Here is a 17,393-nt window from a genome sequence, read left to right on the forward strand (position 1 = left end):
TCATATGTCTCAAGCGCTACACCCGAGCCGGCTACCCTGTGGTAGCCGGCTTCTTGATTTGTCCCGTCCGCAAGTGATGGGCATCCTCAATGTCACCCCCGATTCCTTTTCCGACGGTGGGCGCTTCACGGCGCGCGATGCTGCATTGCGTCACGCCGAGCAGATGGTCGCCGCAGGTGCGACGTTGATCGATATCGGCGGTGAATCCACCCGTCCCGGGGCGCGAAGCGTTTCGCCGACCGAGGAGCTGGAGCGGGTCGCGCCGATGGTCGAAGCCATCGCCCGTGAGCTCGACGTGATCATTTCCGTGGATACCTCGACGCCCGCAGTCATGCGCGAAAGCGCAAGGCTGGGCGCTGGGCTGATCAATGATGTGCGTTCGTTGCAGCGTGATGGCGCTCTGGATGCAGCGGCAGATACTGGTCTGCCGGTGTGTCTGATGCATATGCGCGGTGAGCCCGGCAACATGCAGGATGATCCGCAGTATCCGGACGTCGTCGCTGAGGTGCGTGACTTTCTCGTCGAGCGCATGGCTGCCTGTGCGACAGCCGGTATTCCCGCTGAGCGGATCCTGCTCGATCCGGGCTTTGGTTTTGCCAAGACCCTGGAGCACAATCTCGCCCTGTTCAGGCGCATGGGTGAGCTCTCTGCGTTGGGGCGGCCCTTGCTGGTTGGCGTTTCACGCAAGAGCATGATCGGCAAGGTGCTCGGTCACGAGGTTGGTGGCCGCCTCTACGGCAGCCTGGCCTTGGCGGCTCTGGCGTTGACCAAGGGCGCACATATTCTACGTGTGCACGATGTCGCCGAAACGGTGGATGTGGTGCGCATGATCGCTGCGGTTGAAGCTGCGCAATAGCAGGCCTTTGAACACGTAGACCAGGCGGTCTGGGTTAGGCAAAAACAGCCGAGAAAGCGGAGTCTACGTGTTGTAAATGAGCATTTTGAGGCTGTTTTTAACGACGGCCAGACAACGCAGGTAGTTTTCAATGGCCTGCTAACAAGGAAAGCGTTATGGCTAGAAAGTACTTCGGCACCGACGGTATTCGTGGTCGCGTCGGCCAGTTTCCCATTACTCCGGATTTCATGCTCAAGCTCGGTTGGGCGGCTGGCATGGCGTTTCGCAAGCAGGGCAAGTGCCGCATCCTGATCGGCAAGGACACGCGTATTTCCGGCTACATGTTCGAGTCCGCCCTCGAGGCGGGGCTGGCTGCCGCAGGTGCGGACGTGCAGTTGCTCGGGCCGATGCCGACGCCAGCCATTGCCTATCTGACGCGCACCTTCCAGGCCGATGCCGGTATCGTAATCAGTGCTTCGCACAATCCGCATGACGATAACGGCATCAAGTTCTTCTCCAGCGAAGGCACCAAGCTTCCGGACGATGTCGAGCTGATGATCGAAGAGTTGCTCGATCAGCCGATGACCGTGGTCGAATCTGCCGGTATTGGCAAGGCTTCGCGGATCAACGATGCCTCTGGTCGCTACATCGAGTTCTGCAAGGGCAGCGTGCCCAGCGGCACCAGCTTCAAAGGCCTGAAGATCGTCATCGATTGCGCCCATGGTGCTGCCTACAAGGTTGCGCCTAGCGTGTTTCGCGAGCTGGGTGCGGAGGTTCGGGTCATTGCGGCGCAGCCCGATGGTCTCAATATCAATGATGCATGTGGCTCCACCCATATTGCAGCGCTGCAGGCCGAAGTGGTCGCGCAGCAGGCTGATCTGGGTATCGCCTTCGATGGCGATGCCGATCGCGTGCTGATGGTCGACCAGTATGGTGCGGTGGTCGATGGTGATGAACTGCTGTTCATCATTGCGCGTGATCTGCAGGAGCGTGGGCGGCTGCGTGGTGGTGTGGTCGGCACGCTGATGAGCAATCTCGGGCTGGAACTGGCTCTGGCCGATCTGAACATCCCATTCATTCGTGCCAATGTGGGAGATCGCTATGTGATCGCTGAATTGCTGGCGCGCAACTGGCAGCTCGGTGGCGAGAATTCGGGGCACCTGGTGTGCTTCCAGCACACCACGACTGGCGATGCGATCATTGCAGCCCTCCAGGTGTTGATGGCGCTCAAGCGCCGTGGCCAGAGCCTGGTCGATGCGCGCAGTGGTCTGAAGAAGTGTCCGCAGGTGCTGGTCAATGTGCGTTTCTCCGGTGCGCTCGATCCGCTCGAACATCCTTCGGTGAAGGAAGCCTGCGCGCGGGTTACCGAGAGCATGGCTGGGCGTGGTCGAGTGCTGCTGCGCAAGTCCGGTACCGAGCCGTTGGTGCGGGTGATGGTCGAAGGCGACGAGGAAAGCTCGGTTCGCGGCTATGCCGATGAATTGGCTAAGATTGTTGCCGAAGTCTGTGCTTGATTGAGCTTGCTACCGAGGGTGCTCTTGGGTAACATCTGCGCCCTCTTTGATCGACGAGGCAAAACATGCGTCGCACCTTGGTCGCTGGTAACTGGAAAATGCACGGTACCCGCGCAAGCGTCGCAGAGCTGATCGAGGGGTTGCGTCGGCAGGAGTTGCCTGCTGATGTGGATGTCGCAGTGTTTCCCTCCAGTCTGCACATCGCTCAGGTCGTCGAAGGCCTGGCTGCTAAAGCGGTGAAGGTTGGAGCGCAAGATTGTGCGGCGCAGGTAGAGCAGGGTGCCTTGACCGGTGAGCTGGCAGTCAGTCAGCTGGTCGATGGTGGCTGTGAGCTGGTGCTGGTTGGTCACTCGGAGCGTCGCCTGATCCTGGGTGAAAGTGATGAGGTGGTCGTGCGCAAGTTTGCGGCAGTACAGGCTGCAGGTCTGACGCCTGTGCTCTGTGTGGGTGAAACCCGCGAGCAACGTGAAGCGAATGCAACGCTGGGTGTGGTGGGTGGCCAGTTGGCCGCAGTGATCGATGCATTGAGTGTCGGTGCGCTGAAAAACGCCGTAGTTGCCTATGAGCCTGTATGGGCCATCGGCACCGGGTTGACCGCTACACCCGAGCAGGCTCAGGAAGTGCACGCAGCGATCCGCGCGCAAGTCGCGCAGCTCGATGCGGGTGTTGCGAGTGAGTTGAGAATTCTTTATGGCGGCAGTGTGAAGGCCGCCAGTGCTGTCGAGTTGTTCGGCATGCGGGATATCGATGGGGGGCTCGTAGGTGGCGCCTCTCTGAATGCGGATGAATTCGGTGCGATCTGTCGCGCTGCAGGAAACTGAAGAATGCTGGAAACAGTCATTGTTGTTCTGCACCTGCTGGGTGCGATCGGGATTGTAGTGCTGGTGCTGTTGCAGCAGGGTAAGGGTGCTGACGCGGGTGCGTCGTTCGGTTCGGGTGCTTCGGCAACTGTATTCGGAAGCCAAGGTTCCTCTACCTTTCTGAGTAAGTTTACTGGTATACTCGCCGCGGCTTTTTTCATTACCAGCTTGGGTTTAGCGTTCTTTGCTAAAGAAAAAGCTGATGCACTGACTCAGGTTGGTCTGCCAGATCCAGCGGTTCTGGAAGTTCAACAAAAACCGGCTGTCGAAGACGTGCCGGTGCTCGAAGAGCAAGCGCCAGCGTCCGATGCTTCGGACGTGCCGGAGGCTCCAGAGCAGTAACAGTTTTGCCGAGGTGGTGGAATTGGTAGACACGCTACCTTGAGGTGGTAGTGGCCATAGGCTGTAGGGGTTCGAGTCCCCTCCTCGGTACCATACTCAAGAAAGCCCGCAGTTCGCGGGCTTTCTTGTTGCTGGAGTGTTTGGTTGACCCTCGCCAGGGGGTGGCCGTATAATTCCGGCCCAGCTTTGACGCGGGGTGGAGCAGTCTGGTAGCTCGTCGGGCTCATAACCCGAAGGTCGTAGGTTCAAATCCTGCCCCCGCAACCAGTTTCAGCAGGCCCCTTTTCAGGGGCTTTTTGTTAGCTGAAAGACAGTGTCCGTTGGTATTTACGGCGGATTGAAGGGATGGGCGTTTCGCCCATTTTTTATTTGCACAGCATGCACGAGGGCCGTTAAGTGTCGAGCAAGCTAGAACAGTTGCAGGCCTTGTTGGCCCCGGTAATCGAGGCGCTCGGTTACCAATGTTGGGGCATCGAGTTCCTGTCGCAGGGGCGTCATTCGCTGCTGCGTGTCTATATCGATAAAGCCGATGGCATCCTGATCGATGATTGTGAAATCGTCAGCCGTCAGCTCAGTGGTGTACTCGATGTCGAGGATCCGATTACCTCGGAGTACACACTGGAAGTTTCTTCTCCTGGCATGGATCGTCCGTTGTTCACCCTCGAACAGTTTGCGACGCATGCCGGTGAACAGGTGAAGATCAAGCTGCGTTCGCCTTTCGACGGGCGTCGTAACTTCCAGGGCCTCCTTCGCGGTGTGGAGGAGCAGGACGTGGTAGTTCAGGTGGATGACCACGAGTATCTGTTGCCGATCGACCTGATCGACAAGGCCAATATCATCCCCCGATTTGATTGAGACGCGGACTCTGTGGCGCTGCTGGACTGCCGATTGTCGGCGCAGCGCGAGCGACACAGATGGCGCGAAGGTAGCGCGGCAGCGTGCGTAGACAGCGCCAATGGCGTGAACGTGACGCGGACTGCGCAGAACCAATGGATTGCGAAAGGCGAGGCGTACGATGAGCAAAGAAGTACTGCTGGTTGTTGAGTCGGTATCCAACGAAAAGGGTGTACCGGCCGGCGTGATTTTCGAGGCGCTGGAGCTGGCTCTGGCGACCGCCACCAAGAAACGTTTCGAGGACGAAGTCGATCTGCGCGTGTCGATCAACCGTCAGAACGGTAGCTACGAAACTTTCCGGCGCTGGACCGTGGTCGATGAGTCCGAGTTCGAGGACCCGGCCTACCAGGTGACCGAAGATATGCCGCAGGCCGTCGAGGCCAACGCCAAGATCGGTGCTGTGCTCGAAGAGAAGGTCGACTCCATCGAGTTCGGGCGCATCGCCGCGCAGACCGCCAAGCAGGTCATCGTGCAGAAAGTGCGCGAGGCCGAGCGTGCTCAGGTCGTCGACGCCTACCGCGAACGCCTGGGCGAGATCATCTCCGGCACCGTGAAGAAGGTCACCCGCGACAACGTCATCGTTGATCTGGGCAACAACGCCGAGGCGCTGCTGGCACGTGAAGACATCATCCCGCGTGAGACTTTCCGCGTGGGTGTGCGTCTGCGTGCTCTGCTCAAGGAAATTCGTACCGAGAACCGCGGTCCGCAGCTGATCCTGTCGCGTACCGCTCCGGAAATGCTGATCGAGCTGTTCCGCATCGAAGTACCGGAAATCGCCGAAGGGCTGATCGACGTCAAGGCTGCTTCCCGTGATCCGGGTTCGCGCGCCAAGATCGCCGTGCGCTCCAAAGACAAGCGTATCGACCCGCAGGGCGCCTGCATCGGTATGCGTGGTTCGCGCGTCCAGGCCGTTTCCGGCGAGCTGGGCGGTGAGCGCGTCGATATCGTGCTGTGGGACGACAACCCTGCACAGTTCGTCATCAATGCCATGTCGCCGGCTGAAGTGGCTGCGATCATCGTCGATGAAGATGCCCATGCCATGGACATCGCCGTTGGCGAAGACAACCTGGCCCAGGCCATTGGTCGTGGCGGTCAGAACGTGCGTCTTGCCAGTCAGTTGACCGGCTGGACCCTGAACGTGATGACCGAAGCGGACATCCAGGCCAAGCAGCAGGCAGAAACCGGCGACATCATGCAGTCCTTCGTCGACGAGCTGGAAGTCGATGAAGAACTGGCTCAAGTCCTGGTCGAAGAGGGTTTCACCAGTCTCGAAGAGATTGCCTACGTACCCATGGAAGAAATGCTCAGTATCGATGGCTTCGACGAGGAGATCGTCAATGAGCTGCGTGCACGGGCCAAGGATCGTCTGCTGACCAAGGCGATCGCCAACGAGGAGAAGTTGGCCGATGCCCATCCGGCAGATGATTTGCTGGAGCTGGAAGGCATGGACAAGGCGCTGGCTCTAGAGCTCGCGCTGCGCGGCGTGATTACCCGTGAAGACCTGGCCGAGCAGTCGATTGACGACCTGCTCGACATCGACGGCATCGACGAAGAACGTGCCGGCAAGCTGATCATGGCCGCCCGAGCCCATTGGTTCGAATAAGCGGTTGCGGCCTGAGGAGAAAGATGCATGACGCAAGTCACGGTTAAAGAACTGGCCACAGTGGTCGACACCCCGGTTGAGCGCCTGCTGCAGCAGATGCGTGAAGCTGGCCTGTCCCATGACAGTGCCGAACAAGTAGTGACCGATAGTGAGAAACAGGCCCTGCTGGCCCATCTCAAGAGCAGTCACGGCGACAAGGTCGAAGAGCCGCGCAAGATCACCTTGCAGCGCAAGACCACCAGCACCCTGCGCGTTGCTGGCAGCAAGACCATCAGTGTTGAAGTGCGCAAGAAGAAAACCTTCGTCAAGCGCAGCCCGGAAGAGATCGAAGCCGAGAAGCAGCGCGAGCTGGAAGCGCAGCGCGCCGCTGCCGAGGCCGAGCGCCTGAAGGCCGAGGAAGAAGCCAAGCGCAAGGCCGAAGAAGAAGCCAAGCGCCAGGCTGCCACTGCTGCTACCGATCCCGCAGCACCAGCTGCCACGCCGACGCCTGTCAGCGAGCCGGTGGTTGCCGCTCCGGTCGTCGAAGTCGAGCGCAAGAAAGAAGAAGTGCGTCGCCCCGAGAAGGCACGCACTGATGAAGACGAGCGTCGTGATCGTAAGCACACCCAGCATCGCCCTGCTACCAAGGAGAAGGCGCCGGCTCCGCGCGTCGCTCCGCGTAGCGTCGATGAAGAAAGCGACGGTTTCCGTCGTGGTGGCCGCGGCAAGTCGAAGATGAAGAAGCGCAACCAGCATGGCTTCCAGGCTCCGGCCGGTCCGGTGGTGCGTGAAGTAGCCATTGGCGAAACCATCACGGTGGGCGATCTGGCTCAGCAGATGTCGGTCAAGGCCGCCGAAGTCATCAAGTTCATGTTCAAGATGGGCACCCCGGCCACCATCAACCAGGTGCTGGATCAGGAAACTGCCCAGCTGATCGCCGAAGAGCTGGGCCACAAGGTCAAGCTGGTCAGCGATACCGCCCTGGAAGATTCGCTGGCCGAGTCGCTGAAGTTCGAAGGCGAGGCCATGTCCCGTGCGCCGGTGGTGACCGTCATGGGCCACGTCGACCATGGTAAGACCTCGCTGCTCGACTACATCCGTCGCGCCAAGGTGGCTTCCGGTGAAGCGGGTGGCATCACCCAGCACATCGGTGCTTACCACGTCGAAACCGAACGTGGCATGGTCACCTTCCTCGACACCCCCGGTCACGCCGCGTTTACCGCCATGCGTGCACGTGGCGCCAAGGCGACCGACATCGTCATCCTGGTCGTTGCAGCTGACGACGGCGTGATGCCGCAGACCCAGGAAGCCGTACAGCACGCGAAAGCGGCTGGCGTGCCGATCGTGGTTGCGGTGAACAAGATCGACAAGCCCGATGCCAACCCGGACAACATCAAGAACGGCCTGGCCGCTCTCGACGTGATCCCGGAAGAGTGGGGCGGCGATGCACCTTACGTGCATGTGTCGGCCAAGATGGGTACCGGCATCGACGAGCTGCTCGAAGCCGTACTGCTGCAGGCTGAAGTTCTCGAGCTGAAAGCCACTCCGTCGGCCCCGGGCCGTGGTGTGGTGGTCGAATCGCGTCTGGACAAGGGCCGTGGCCCGGTGGCCACCGTGCTGGTTCAGGACGGTACCCTGCGTCAGGGCGACATGGTCCTGGTCGGCGTCAACTATGGCCGTGTGCGTGCCATGCTTGACGAGAACGGCAAGCCGATCAAGGAAGCCGGTCCGTCCATTCCGGTCGAGATCCTCGGCCTCGATGGCACGCCGGATGCCGGTGACGACATGACCGTGGTCGCCGACGAGAAGAAGGCCCGCGAAGTTGCCCTGTTCCGTCAAGGCAAGTTCCGCGAGGTCAAGCTGGCCCGTGCTCACGCCGGCAAGCTGGAAAACATCTTCGAGAACATGGGCCAGGAAGAGAAGAAAACCCTCAACATCGTGCTCAAGTCCGATGTGCGTGGTTCTCTGGAAGCCCTGCAAGGCTCGCTCAGCACCCTGGGCAACGACGAAGTGCAAGTGCGCGTGGTCGGTGGCGGCGTCGGTGGTATCACCGAGTCCGATGCCAACCTGGCGCTGGCTTCGAATGCCGTGCTGTTCGGCTTCAACGTCCGTGCTGACGCCGGTGCGCGCAAGATCGTCGAGGCCGAAGGCCTGGACATGCGCTACTACAACGTCATCTACGACATCATCGAAGACGTCAAGAAGGCGCTCACCGGTATGCTCGGCAGCGATGTTCGCGAGAACATCCTGGGTACCGCCGAAGTGCGTGACGTGTTCCGTTCGCCGAAGTTTGGCGCGGTTGCCGGTTGCATGGTCATCGAAGGCACTGTCTTCCGTAACCGTCCGATCCGCGTCCTGCGTGAAGACGTGGTGATCTTCGAAGGTGAGCTGGAATCGCTGCGTCGCTTCAAGGACGACGTCGCCGAAGTGCGTAACGGCATGGAGTGCGGTATCGCGGTGAAGAGCTACAACGACGTCAAGGTCGGCGACAAGATCGAAGTGTTCGAGAAAGTCCAGGTGGCTCGCAGCCTGTAATCGCGAGTCGCAACACGCAACGCCCGGCCCCGCATTCGCGCGGCCGGGCGTTTGCCGCTTTTGAGTCCGCTGGCGAACAGACAGCGGACGAAGTAAAGGTAAGTAGAAAATGGCCAAAGATTACAGCCGTACCCAGCGTATCGGCGACCAGATGCAACGCGAACTGGCCCAGCTTATCCGGCGTGAGGTCAAGGACCCGCGTCTGGGGCTGGTGACCATCACCGCAGTCGACGTCAGTCGCGATATCGGTCACGCCAAGGTCTTCATCACCGTCATGGGGCAGGATGATGCCGAGGCGATCAAAGAGAGCCTCAAGGTACTCAACGACGCGGCCGGTTTCCTGCGCATGCAGCTGGGCAAGGCGATGAAGCTGCGCAGCGTGCCACAGCTGCACTTCCACTACGACGAGAGCGTCCAGCGCGGTGCTCACCTGTCGGCACTGATCGAGCGTGCCGTGGCGGAAGATCGTCTGCACGACGACACCGCAGGTTCCAAGGAGTAAGGCGTGGCGCAGGTCAAACGTATTCGCCGCAAGGTCGACGGCATCATCCTGCTCGACAAACCGCACGGTTTCACGTCCAACGCCGCGCTGCAGAAGGTGCGTTGGCTGCTCAATGCCGAGAAGGCCGGCCATACCGGCAGCCTCGACCCCTTGGCCACCGGTGTGTTGCCGCTGTGCTTCGGTGAGGCAACCAAGTTCTCCCAGTATCTGCTCGACGCTGACAAGGGCTACGAGACGGTCGCTCAGTTGGGCGTCACCACGACCACTGGCGATGCCGAAGGCGATGTTATCGAACGTCGCCCGGTGACCGTCGGTCGCGCCGAGATCGAGGCGCTGCTGCCGCGTTTTCGCGGTGAAATCAAGCAGATACCGCCGATGTACTCGGCGTTGAAGAAGGATGGTCAGCCACTCTACAAGCTGGCGCGTGCCGGGGAAGTAGTGGAGCGCGAAGCGCGTTCTGTTACTATTGCGCGCCTGGAACTGCTGGCCTGCGAAGGCGAGCAGGCCCGTCTGGCGGTTGATTGCAGCAAAGGCACCTATATTCGTACGCTGGTCGAGGATCTCGGCCAGTTGCTCGGCTGCGGTGCGCATGTCGCCGAGCTGCGCCGTACCAAGGCGGGGCCATTCGACCTGACGCGTACCGTGACGCTGGAAGAGCTGGAGGCCGCACACGCCGAAGGTGGCAACGAGGCGCTGGATCGCTTCCTGCTACCGGCCGATAGCGGTCTGCAGGACTGGCCGCTGCTGCAGTTCTCCGAGCACAGCGCGTTCTACTGGTTGCAAGGGCAGCCGGTGCGCGCGCCGGAAGCGCCGAAGTTCGGCATGGTGCGGGTGCAGGACCACAATGGTCGCTTCATCGGGATCGGTGAAGTGAGCGACGATGGGCGTATCGCCCCGCGTCGATTGATTTATACCGGTGCGTAGCACCGAACGGTTCGGCCGAGAGGGCTGAAAGCCTGATGCTGACGATGTCGTCATCAGGTACTGCGAGGGTGGCTGTTAGTAGGCACGGTCATACCTCTTTTTAAAACACGGGAAGCGATTTCCGGCCTATTGAGACTGCTTCGGCAGTTTCCAGATGAGAGGAAGCCAACATGGCACTCAGCGTTGAAGAAAAAGCCCAGATCGTTAACGACTACAAGCAAGCTGAAGGCGATACCGGTAGTCCGGAAGTGCAGGTTGCCCTGCTGACCGCCAACATCAACAAGCTGCAAGGTCACTTCAAGGCCAACGGCAAGGATCACCACAGCCGTCGTGGTCTGATCCGTATGGTTAACCAGCGTCGTAAGCTGCTGGATTACCTGAAGGGTAAAGACGCCAGTCGTTACAGCGCCCTGATCGGTCGCCTGGGCCTGCGTCGTTAATAGACGCGAGCTGCACAAGTTGGAAGCTGGGAGTTCGGCGTCGCGAGTGGGGAGTGATCCTCACCTCGCGGCGCCGGGCTTCCAGCTTTTGGCTTTTCGAGGGATGCACCGGGTCCGATTCCCGCGCCTCTTTCCAATTTCCCCCAAGGCAACAAAGAGAAGGAAAACACCGTGAACCCGGTAATCAAGAAATTCCAGTTCGGTCAGTCGACCGTTACCCTCGAGACTGGCCGTATCGCCCGTCAAGCCTCCGGCGCAGTGCTGGTCACCGTTGACGACGACGTCAGCGTGCTGGTTGCCGTAACCGGCGCCAAGACTGCCGACCCGAGCAAAGGCTTCTTCCCGCTGTCCGTGCACTACCAGGAAAAGACCTACGCTGCCGGCAAGATCCCAGGTGGTTTCTTCAAGCGTGAAGCGCGTCCTTCCGAGAAAGAAACCCTGACCTCGCGTCTGATCGACCGCCCGATCCGTCCGCTGTTCCCGGAAGGCTTCCAGAACGAAGTGCAGGTCATCTGCACCGTGGTTTCCACCAGCAAGAAGACCGATCCGGACATCGCTGCGATGATCGGTACCTCGGCTGCCCTGGCCATCTCCGGTATTCCGTTCAGCGGCCCGATCGGTGCTGCGCGCGTCGCCTTCCACCCGGAAACCGGCTACCTGCTGAACCCCAATTACGAGCAGCTCAAGGCTTCGAGCCTGGACATGGTCGTGGCCGGCACCAAGGACGCCGTGCTGATGGTCGAATCGGAAGCCAAAGAGCTGACCGAAGACCAGATGCTGGGCGCCGTGCTGTTTGCCCACGAGGAGTTCCAGGTTGTCATTCAGGCTGTCGCCGAGCTGGCTGCAGAAGCCGGCAAGCCGACCTGGGACTGGCAGCCGAAGCCGGAAAACACCGCTCTGCTCAACGCCATCCGTGGCGAGTTCGGTGACGCGATTTCCCAGGCCTACACCATCACCATCAAGCAGGACCGCTACGCGCGTCTGGGCGAGCTGCGTGATCAGGTCGTCGCCAAGTTCTCCGGTGAAGACGGCCAGCCTAGCGCTGGTGAAGTCAAAGACGCCTTCGGCGAGATCGAATACCGCACCGTGCGCGAGAACATCGTCAACGGCAAACCGCGTATCGATGGCCGTGACACCCGCACCGTGCGTGGCCTGAACATCGAAGTCGGCGTACTGGACAAGACCCACGGCTCGGCGCTGTTCACCCGTGGTGAAACCCAGGCGCTGGTCGTTGCCACCCTCGGTACCGCCCGCGATGCGCAGCTGCTCGACACCCTCGAAGGCGAGAAGAAAGACCCCTTCATGCTGCACTACAACTTCCCGCCGTACTCGGTCGGTGAGTGTGGTCGCATGGGCGCCACTGGCCGCCGCGAAATCGGCCACGGCCGTCTGGCCCGTCGTGGCGTTGCCGCCATGCTGCCGAGCGCTGACGAGTTCCCGTACACCATCCGCGTGGTGTCGGAAATCACCGAGTCCAACGGTTCGTCCTCCATGGCTTCGGTCTGCGGCGCCTCCCTGGCGCTGATGGACGCCGGTGTGCCGATGAAGGCACCGGTTGCCGGTATCGCCATGGGTCTGGTGCTGGAAGGTGAGAAATTCGCCGTTCTGACCGACATCCTCGGCGACGAAGACCACCTCGGCGACATGGACTTCAAGGTAGCCGGTACCGCCAAAGGCGTCACCGCGCTGCAGATGGACATCAAGATCCAGGGCATCACCGAAGAAATCATGGAGCAGGCACTGGAGCAGGCGCTGGAAGCTCGCCTGAACATCCTCGGCCAGATGAACCAGGTCATCGCCCAATCGCGCAGCGAGCTGTCGGCCAACGCGCCGACCATGCTGGCGATGAAGATCGATCAGGACAAGATTCGCGACGTGATCGGCAAGGGTGGCGCGACCATCCGTGGTATCTGCGAAGAAACCAAGGCCTCGATCGACATCGAAGACGACGGCTCGATCAAGATCTTCGGCGAAACCAAGGAAGCGGCCGAGGCTGCCAAGCAGCGCGTACTGGCCATTACCGCAGAAGCCGAAATCGGCAAGATCTACGTCGGCAAGGTCGAGCGCATCGTCGACTTCGGCGCCTTCGTCAACATCCTGCCGGGCAAGGACGGTCTGGTGCACATCTCCATGCTGAGCGATCAGCGCGTGGAGAAGGTCACCGACGTGCTGCAGGAAGGCCAGGAAGTGAAGGTGCTGGTACTGGACGTGGACAACCGCGGCCGTATCAAACTGTCGATCAAGGACGTAGCGGCTGCCGAGGCCTCTGGCGTCTAAGCACGGTTCGCCTGTTCGAACGAGAAGGGCTCCTGCGGGAGCCTTTTTTGTGCGCGATCGTCAGGGGGCCTCACCGGTTCCCCGGGGTGTGCCCCCGCTGCATTCGTGGATTTACCCGGTTATCGGATCATGCAAATTGCCCGAGTGTTTTGTTGCGACTCGGCGAAATGCAATCAAAAGCAGTAATGCGATTTTAGTTAAGTTTTTGTTTTTAAAGGTATTTATTTTATTGAAAAACCTGGCACAGCCCCTGCAACAGTACTGCTGAACCTGCAACCAGGAGTTGGTTTGCAGATTGTCTGGAATGTACAGGAGTCGAATCATGAAACAGCCAATCAACCGTTTTGCCGCTACCACCCTGACCGCTGCCGTGCTGAGCATGTCGCTGGCCTCGGCGGCCTTCGCCGCAGAGTCGACCATGCTGGCGGCCAATGACACTGTGGATAAAGCCGAGCAGGCGGTATCCGACACCTGGATCACCAGCAAAGTGAAGTCCACCTTCGTCGCTGACTCTAACCTCAGCGCCCTGGACATCAAGGTCGAGACCAATCAGGGCGTGGTTTCCCTGTCCGGCGTGGTAGCGACCGACGCCGAGCGTGATCTGGCTATCGCCAAGACCAAGGAAATCGAGGGTGTGCGTGACGTGTCCGCCGATGCCCTGAAAACCGCTGACTGATAGCCGAGCCGGCCGGGCTAGCGCCCGGCCTCACCTTCTGTCACTGGGAGAATGACCATGAATAGCGACATCATCAAAGGCAAATGGAAGCAGCTCAGCGGTCGCATGAAGGAGCGTTGGGGCAACCTGACCGACGACGACCTGGACGTCGCCGAGGGGCACAGTGAATACCTGGCTGGCAAGCTGCAAGAACGTTACGGCTGGACCAAGGAAAAGGCCCAGCAAGAGCTGCGCGATTTCAGCGACAAGCTCTGAGGACGGATTACCGGGCAAGGATGCCGCACAAGCATGGACAGGTTCAGAAACGGATATCTCTTGCGCACGGATGGCTGCGGGCAGGACGCCTGATCAGCACGGACAGCGACAAGCATGGATGCGCGAAGGCCCCGCCGGTGTGACCGGCGGGGCCTTGATTTTTTGTGCCGGGCGTTCGAGCCGCTTCAGGAACCTGCGTCCTGCATGCAGTCTCGCGTCAGCTGCCGCGCTTGCTGCGGATCTCGGTCAGGCGGCCGCCCTCGAAGCGGAGAAAATGGTACATGCCGCTTTTCGGGCCGTAGATCCACTCCTCGACGCTCACTTCGCTGCGAAAACCGTAGCTGTCGACCACCTCCTTGTAGCCGAGAAAATCGCGGCTGGAAGGTTCGCCACATTTGTTCAGCACCTCGGCGCTGGGCGCTGTCTTGCTGACCAGGGCGCTACCGCAGCGGTAGGTCGAGGACGCCTCAGCCATCAGTGGCAGGCACAGCAGGGTGAGCAGACAGGTGGATGTACGCATGACAACCTCCCGCTCAGCGCTCGCGACGACGTTCGATGGCGGTCAGACGGTTACCCTCGAAGCGCAGGATGCTGAGCATGCCGTTGCTCGGGCCGTATACCCATTCCTCGATCATGTACTCGCGACGATCATAGGAGCCCAGCGTGTAGCCGACCGGATCACGGTGCACTGGCGCGCCACATTTGCGCTCGACCTCGAACGTGCGGTCACCGAGGCTGACCAGGGAGCTGCCGCAACGCAGCGTGTCGGCCTGCGCGCCGATGCTGATCAGGCCGGCAACCAGGGTGGTGAGCGTGGTGATGGATAAGCGGCGCATGATCATTGGCTGTCCAAGTGCAAGGTGGTGAACACGCGGCCATCGGCTTCGGGTTCACCCAGGTTGGCATCGATCAGGTAGACGCGTTCATCGTACAACCCACCTTGTTCAACCAGATAATCCTTGATCGTTGCAGCACGTTGCTGAGCCAGTTGGCGCAACAGCAGCTTGCTTTGAGCCCAGGAGTCCAGCACCGCCTTGCGCATGTTCTGCTGGCGTTGCTCGCTGTCCAGTTCGCTCCATTCGGCAGGCGGCTGCTGCTTGAGCCGCGTGCGATAGATGCCTTCGAGCAGCGCGGCCTGTTCGTCTTCGGCGACCGTCAACTCATCGGGGCTGGCGGGCACCTTGTCACCGCGGCGTTGCAGCACCTTGTACCAGGTTTCGCGAAATTCGCGTTGCAGACGCTGTTCGGCCAGCAGCGGGCCGTCGGCACTCTGCGCGGCCTGGCCTTCAACCTCCAGGCGCAGATTCGGGCGTTCCTCGAGCGCTTTGGCCAGCGTGTCCAGCGCCTGGCGCGCGTCGTCCTGCAGCTCTGCAGAGCCGGCGACGAAGGGCACGGTGCTGAGGTCGACATTGCTGCCGCCGACCAGCCCGGCGATGAACGTGAATGGCGCCTGGGCTGCGCGTAACACCAGATTGCGCAGGGTCTGCCAGACGATGGGCATGACGCTGAACTGCGGATTGTTGAGATCACCCTGTACCGGCAACTCGATGGCGATGCGCCCCTGGGTGTCCTTGAGCAGGGCGACTGCCAGGCGAATCGGCAGGTCCACTGCGTCGGGGCTGTCGACGCGTTCGCCCAGCTGCAGGTTTTCCACCAGCACCTTGTTCTCGGCATTGAGCTGGCCCTTCTCGATGCGGTAGTGCAGGTCGAGGTTGAGGCGGCCCTTGCGGATGCGATAACCGGCGAATTTGCCGGAGTAGGGGGTGACGGTGGTCAGCTCGACATTCTTGAAGCTGGTGGCGATGTCCAGGCTGTTGAGCGGATCGAACGGCGTCAGCTTGCCCTTGATGCTCATTGGCGCGTAGCGGTCGACCTTGCCCTGGATATCGACGCTGGCGGCTTGCGGCTGCTGATTATCGAGTACGCCGATGCGCCCGTTCATCTGCTGAACGGCAGTGGCGAAGCTGGGGGTCAGGCTGAAGTCGGCGAAGTTGGCCGAGCCGTCATTGATGGCTACGCCGCCGATGCGAATCGCCAGCGGCTTGCCCGCATCGGCCTTGCTCTCCTTCGGTGCCGCCGGCTGCGGCACGATCAGCTCGCTGACGTTGGTGGTGAGGTTCTCGTTGATCACGAAGCGTGCATAAGGCTGATCCAGTTCGACGCGCTCGATGGCCAGGCTTTCACCGTGGCGATAGTCGAGGCCATTCACCCGCACCTGTTTCCAGCGCACGAAATCACGTTCGCGCAGGGTATCCAGGGTATGCAACTGATCGACCCTGGCGCTGCCGGTGACGCTGAGCGCCAGGGGGTCGGTGCTCTTGAGCTGCACGTCGAGGTCAGTGCCGAGCAGGCCGCTGCGCAGCTCCAGGCGAATGAAGGGGCTCAGATAGGCCTGCGCCAGGCGCAGGTCGATGTCTTGCGTAGCGATCTGGAGCTGAGCACTGGTCGGGCTCAGTTGCACGTTGCCGGCTGCCTGCAGCTTGCCCTGCTTGCCCAGGCCGGTGTCGAGCCTGAGGTCGAAAGGTTTGTCGCCGAGGCTGTCGAAATTCTTCAGGTCGAGGTTCAGCGGGCCGACCTCCACGGCCACTTCCTGCTGCGGTACGCGGTCGGCCAGGTGGGCCTTGTAGTCGCGCAGCTGCACATCCTGCAGCAGTACCTGCCAGGGCTTGCTTGCGCCGGCCTGCTCCGTGGAGGCGGGGGCCTCGCGCTGGGGGCTTTCGGGTTTGGCGAACAGTTTCTGCCAGTCCAGTTGGCCGTCGGCTTCGCGCGCCGCCCAGGCCTCCAGACCCTGGCTGCGCACCTGGCCGACCACCACCTGCTGCTTGGCCAGGTCGAGGCTGGTGTTGTCGATATCCAGGCGTTGCAGGCGTACCAGCGGTTTGCCTTGCGCATCGTCGATGGCGAAGGGGGCCAGCTGCACCTTGATCTTGCTCAGTTGCAGTTCGGTGCCGCTGGACAGGTCGAGGCGATAGTCGCTACTGAGATCGACCTGGCCCTCCTTGAGCACCAGCGGCAAAACGTCGCGCACGTAAGGCCAGAAGGTGCTCAGGCGACCATCGCTGACGCTCAGGCTGCCGCTGGAGGTGATCGGCGTCAGGCTGACCTGGCCGCGCCAGTCGATCCTGGCGCCGTGCGGGCCGCTGGCGGTCATGGTCATTTCGGCGTTGTCGCCGGCCAGGGTGCTGAGGTTGTTGAGTTCAAGGTCGAGTGCGTCATAGGCGAATTCCACCGCCTCGCTCGGGCGCAGGTCCTGAAAACGCAGTGACTTCTCACGCAGACGGATGCTGTCGATGCGCAGCGGGAAAGGCTCGCTGCTCTCTGTCTTGGGTTCCGCCTGGCTTTCCGGCAGTCGGAACAACTGGGTGAGATTGAGCGTACCGTCCTTGGCGAACAGTATTTCGGTGCGCGCGCCGTCGAGCTCGACGTCACTCAGGTGCAGGGCACCGCTCCACAGGCTGTCGCTCTGCAGATTGGCGTAGAGGCGCTGGAAGCTGAGCTGCTCCTGGTCAGTCTCGCCGACACGCAGGCCCCAAAGGCTCAGCTCGAGCGTGAAGGGGTTGAGCTGCACGCGCTGCAACGAGGCGGGCACCGTGGCGTACTGCGCCAACTGCTGATTGGCGACACGCAGGGCGATGCCCGGCAGAATCAGAAAGCCGATCAGGCTGTAGAGGAAAACGGTGATCAACAGTGCGCTCAGCGCGCGCTTCAGTCCTTTGGGCATGGCTTGGCGTCATCTATCCAGACGAGGAGACGATTT

At 61.0% G+C, this 17,393-nt stretch carries 16 protein-coding genes and 2 tRNA genes; 15 read left to right on the top strand and 3 right to left on the bottom strand.

Annotated features, from left to right (window positions below; all coding sequences use genetic code 11):
• Positions 1-4 precede the first annotated feature (4 nt).
• The 15 genes from folP (at position 5) to ACN0X6_RS21155 (ending at position 13,636) form a co-directional block, all read left to right on the top strand.
• Positions 5-856 carry a dihydropteroate synthase gene (gene folP, locus ACN0X6_RS21085; protein WP_417706986.1) on the top strand — a complete coding sequence of 284 codons (852 nt, stop codon included), beginning with the start codon at positions 5-7 and terminating at the stop codon, positions 854-856.
• A gap of 155 nt (positions 857-1,011) precedes the next feature.
• On the top strand, positions 1,012-2,349 hold the full coding sequence (glmM, locus tag ACN0X6_RS21090; protein ID WP_417706987.1) for a phosphoglucosamine mutase: 1,338 nt from the start codon (positions 1,012-1,014) through the stop codon (positions 2,347-2,349).
• Positions 2,350-2,414: 65 nt separating this feature from the next.
• Positions 2,415-3,170: a triose-phosphate isomerase gene (gene tpiA, locus ACN0X6_RS21095; RefSeq protein WP_417706988.1), complete on the top strand. Its 756-nt coding sequence runs from the start codon at positions 2,415-2,417 to the stop codon at positions 3,168-3,170.
• Positions 3,171-3,173: 3 nt separating this feature from the next.
• Positions 3,174-3,551: a preprotein translocase subunit SecG gene (secG, locus tag ACN0X6_RS21100; RefSeq protein ID WP_004424408.1), complete on the top strand. Its 378-nt coding sequence runs from the start codon at positions 3,174-3,176 to the stop codon at positions 3,549-3,551.
• 7 nt (positions 3,552-3,558) lie between these two features.
• Positions 3,559-3,644, top strand: a tRNA-Leu gene (locus tag ACN0X6_RS21105).
• A 97-nt stretch (positions 3,645-3,741) separates the two neighbouring features.
• Positions 3,742-3,818 (top strand) — tRNA-Met (locus tag ACN0X6_RS21110).
• 129 nt (positions 3,819-3,947) lie between these two features.
• Positions 3,948-4,406 carry a ribosome maturation factor RimP gene (rimP, locus tag ACN0X6_RS21115; protein WP_004424406.1) on the top strand — a complete coding sequence of 153 codons (459 nt, stop codon included), beginning with the start codon at positions 3,948-3,950 and terminating at the stop codon, positions 4,404-4,406.
• A 160-nt stretch (positions 4,407-4,566) separates the two neighbouring features.
• Complete coding sequence (gene nusA, locus ACN0X6_RS21120) at positions 4,567-6,048, top strand: transcription termination factor NusA (RefSeq protein WP_160017288.1); 1,482 nt, start codon at positions 4,567-4,569, stop codon at positions 6,046-6,048.
• 27 nt (positions 6,049-6,075) lie between these two features.
• On the top strand, positions 6,076-8,562 hold the full coding sequence (gene infB, locus ACN0X6_RS21125; protein WP_417706990.1) for a translation initiation factor IF-2: 2,487 nt from the start codon (positions 6,076-6,078) through the stop codon (positions 8,560-8,562).
• A gap of 109 nt (positions 8,563-8,671) precedes the next feature.
• Positions 8,672-9,064, top strand: a complete 393-nt coding sequence (gene rbfA / locus ACN0X6_RS21130; protein WP_004424397.1) for a 30S ribosome-binding factor RbfA — start codon at positions 8,672-8,674, stop codon at positions 9,062-9,064.
• Positions 9,065-9,067: 3 nt separating this feature from the next.
• On the top strand, positions 9,068-9,988 hold the full coding sequence (gene truB / locus ACN0X6_RS21135; protein WP_004424396.1) for a tRNA pseudouridine(55) synthase TruB: 921 nt from the start codon (positions 9,068-9,070) through the stop codon (positions 9,986-9,988).
• Positions 9,989-10,158: 170 nt separating this feature from the next.
• Positions 10,159-10,428 carry a 30S ribosomal protein S15 gene (rpsO, locus tag ACN0X6_RS21140; RefSeq protein WP_075749474.1) on the top strand — a complete coding sequence of 90 codons (270 nt, stop codon included), beginning with the start codon at positions 10,159-10,161 and terminating at the stop codon, positions 10,426-10,428.
• Between the two features lie 171 nt (positions 10,429-10,599).
• Complete coding sequence (pnp, locus tag ACN0X6_RS21145) at positions 10,600-12,705, top strand: polyribonucleotide nucleotidyltransferase (RefSeq protein WP_417706993.1); 2,106 nt, start codon at positions 10,600-10,602, stop codon at positions 12,703-12,705.
• 322 nt (positions 12,706-13,027) lie between these two features.
• Entirely contained in the window at positions 13,028-13,381 is a 354-nt protein-coding gene (locus ACN0X6_RS21150; RefSeq protein WP_417706995.1) for a BON domain-containing protein, read from the top strand.
• A 57-nt stretch (positions 13,382-13,438) separates the two neighbouring features.
• Positions 13,439-13,636, top strand: a complete 198-nt coding sequence (locus ACN0X6_RS21155) for a CsbD family protein (protein ID WP_017675326.1) — start codon at positions 13,439-13,441, stop codon at positions 13,634-13,636.
• Positions 13,637-13,853: 217 nt separating this feature from the next.
• On the opposite strand, the gene ACN0X6_RS21160 is transcribed toward ACN0X6_RS21155, so the two are convergent.
• Genes ACN0X6_RS21160 through ACN0X6_RS21170 form a run of 3 tightly spaced genes read right to left on the bottom strand, consistent with a single transcriptional unit; the run spans position 13,854 to position 17,357 of the window.
• Entirely contained in the window at positions 13,854-14,156 is a 303-nt protein-coding gene (locus tag ACN0X6_RS21160) for a DUF2845 domain-containing protein (protein WP_417706997.1), read from the bottom strand.
• A gap of 13 nt (positions 14,157-14,169) precedes the next feature.
• The gene (locus ACN0X6_RS21165) at positions 14,170-14,478 is read right to left on the bottom strand and encodes a DUF2845 domain-containing protein (protein WP_417706998.1); all 309 of its coding nucleotides are present in this window, start codon (positions 14,476-14,478) and stop codon (positions 14,170-14,172) included.
• A complete protein-coding gene (locus ACN0X6_RS21170) occupies positions 14,475-17,357 on the bottom strand; it encodes a DUF748 domain-containing protein (protein ID WP_417707000.1) in 2,883 nt (960 codons plus the stop codon). The genes ACN0X6_RS21165 and ACN0X6_RS21170 overlap by 4 nt, the downstream gene beginning before the upstream one ends.
• Positions 17,358-17,393: the final 36 nt, after the last annotated feature.

This window comes from Pseudomonas sp., from assembly GCF_048269965.1.
Classification (GTDB): domain Bacteria; phylum Pseudomonadota; class Gammaproteobacteria; order Pseudomonadales; family Pseudomonadaceae; genus Aquipseudomonas.

What these genes read in the sequence shown, in the direction of transcription:
- rpsO (WP_075749474.1), top strand. Translation starts at nt 10,159, where the DNA reads ATGGCACTCAGCGTTGAAGAAAAAGCCCAGATCGTTAACGACTACAAG.
- glmM (WP_417706987.1), top strand. Translation starts at nt 1,012, where the DNA reads ATGGCTAGAAAGTACTTCGGCACCGACGGTATTCGTGGTCGCGTCGGC.
- nusA (WP_160017288.1), top strand. Translation starts at nt 4,567, where the DNA reads ATGAGCAAAGAAGTACTGCTGGTTGTTGAGTCGGTATCCAACGAAAAG.
- folP (WP_417706986.1), top strand. Translation starts at nt 5, where the DNA reads ATGTCTCAAGCGCTACACCCGAGCCGGCTACCCTGTGGTAGCCGGCTT.
- ACN0X6_RS21155 (WP_017675326.1), top strand. Translation starts at nt 13,439, where the DNA reads ATGAATAGCGACATCATCAAAGGCAAATGGAAGCAGCTCAGCGGTCGC.
- rbfA (WP_004424397.1), top strand. Translation starts at nt 8,672, where the DNA reads ATGGCCAAAGATTACAGCCGTACCCAGCGTATCGGCGACCAGATGCAA.
- ACN0X6_RS21160 (WP_417706997.1), bottom strand. Translation starts at nt 14,156, where the DNA reads ATGCGTACATCCACCTGTCTGCTCACCCTGCTGTGCCTGCCACTGATG.
- infB (WP_417706990.1), top strand. Translation starts at nt 6,076, where the DNA reads ATGACGCAAGTCACGGTTAAAGAACTGGCCACAGTGGTCGACACCCCG.
- ACN0X6_RS21150 (WP_417706995.1), top strand. Translation starts at nt 13,028, where the DNA reads ATGAAACAGCCAATCAACCGTTTTGCCGCTACCACCCTGACCGCTGCC.
- ACN0X6_RS21170 (WP_417707000.1), bottom strand. Translation starts at nt 17,357, where the DNA reads ATGCCCAAAGGACTGAAGCGCGCGCTGAGCGCACTGTTGATCACCGTT.
- ACN0X6_RS21165 (WP_417706998.1), bottom strand. Translation starts at nt 14,478, where the DNA reads ATGATCATGCGCCGCTTATCCATCACCACGCTCACCACCCTGGTTGCC.
- tpiA (WP_417706988.1), top strand. Translation starts at nt 2,415, where the DNA reads ATGCGTCGCACCTTGGTCGCTGGTAACTGGAAAATGCACGGTACCCGC.
- secG (WP_004424408.1), top strand. Translation starts at nt 3,174, where the DNA reads ATGCTGGAAACAGTCATTGTTGTTCTGCACCTGCTGGGTGCGATCGGG.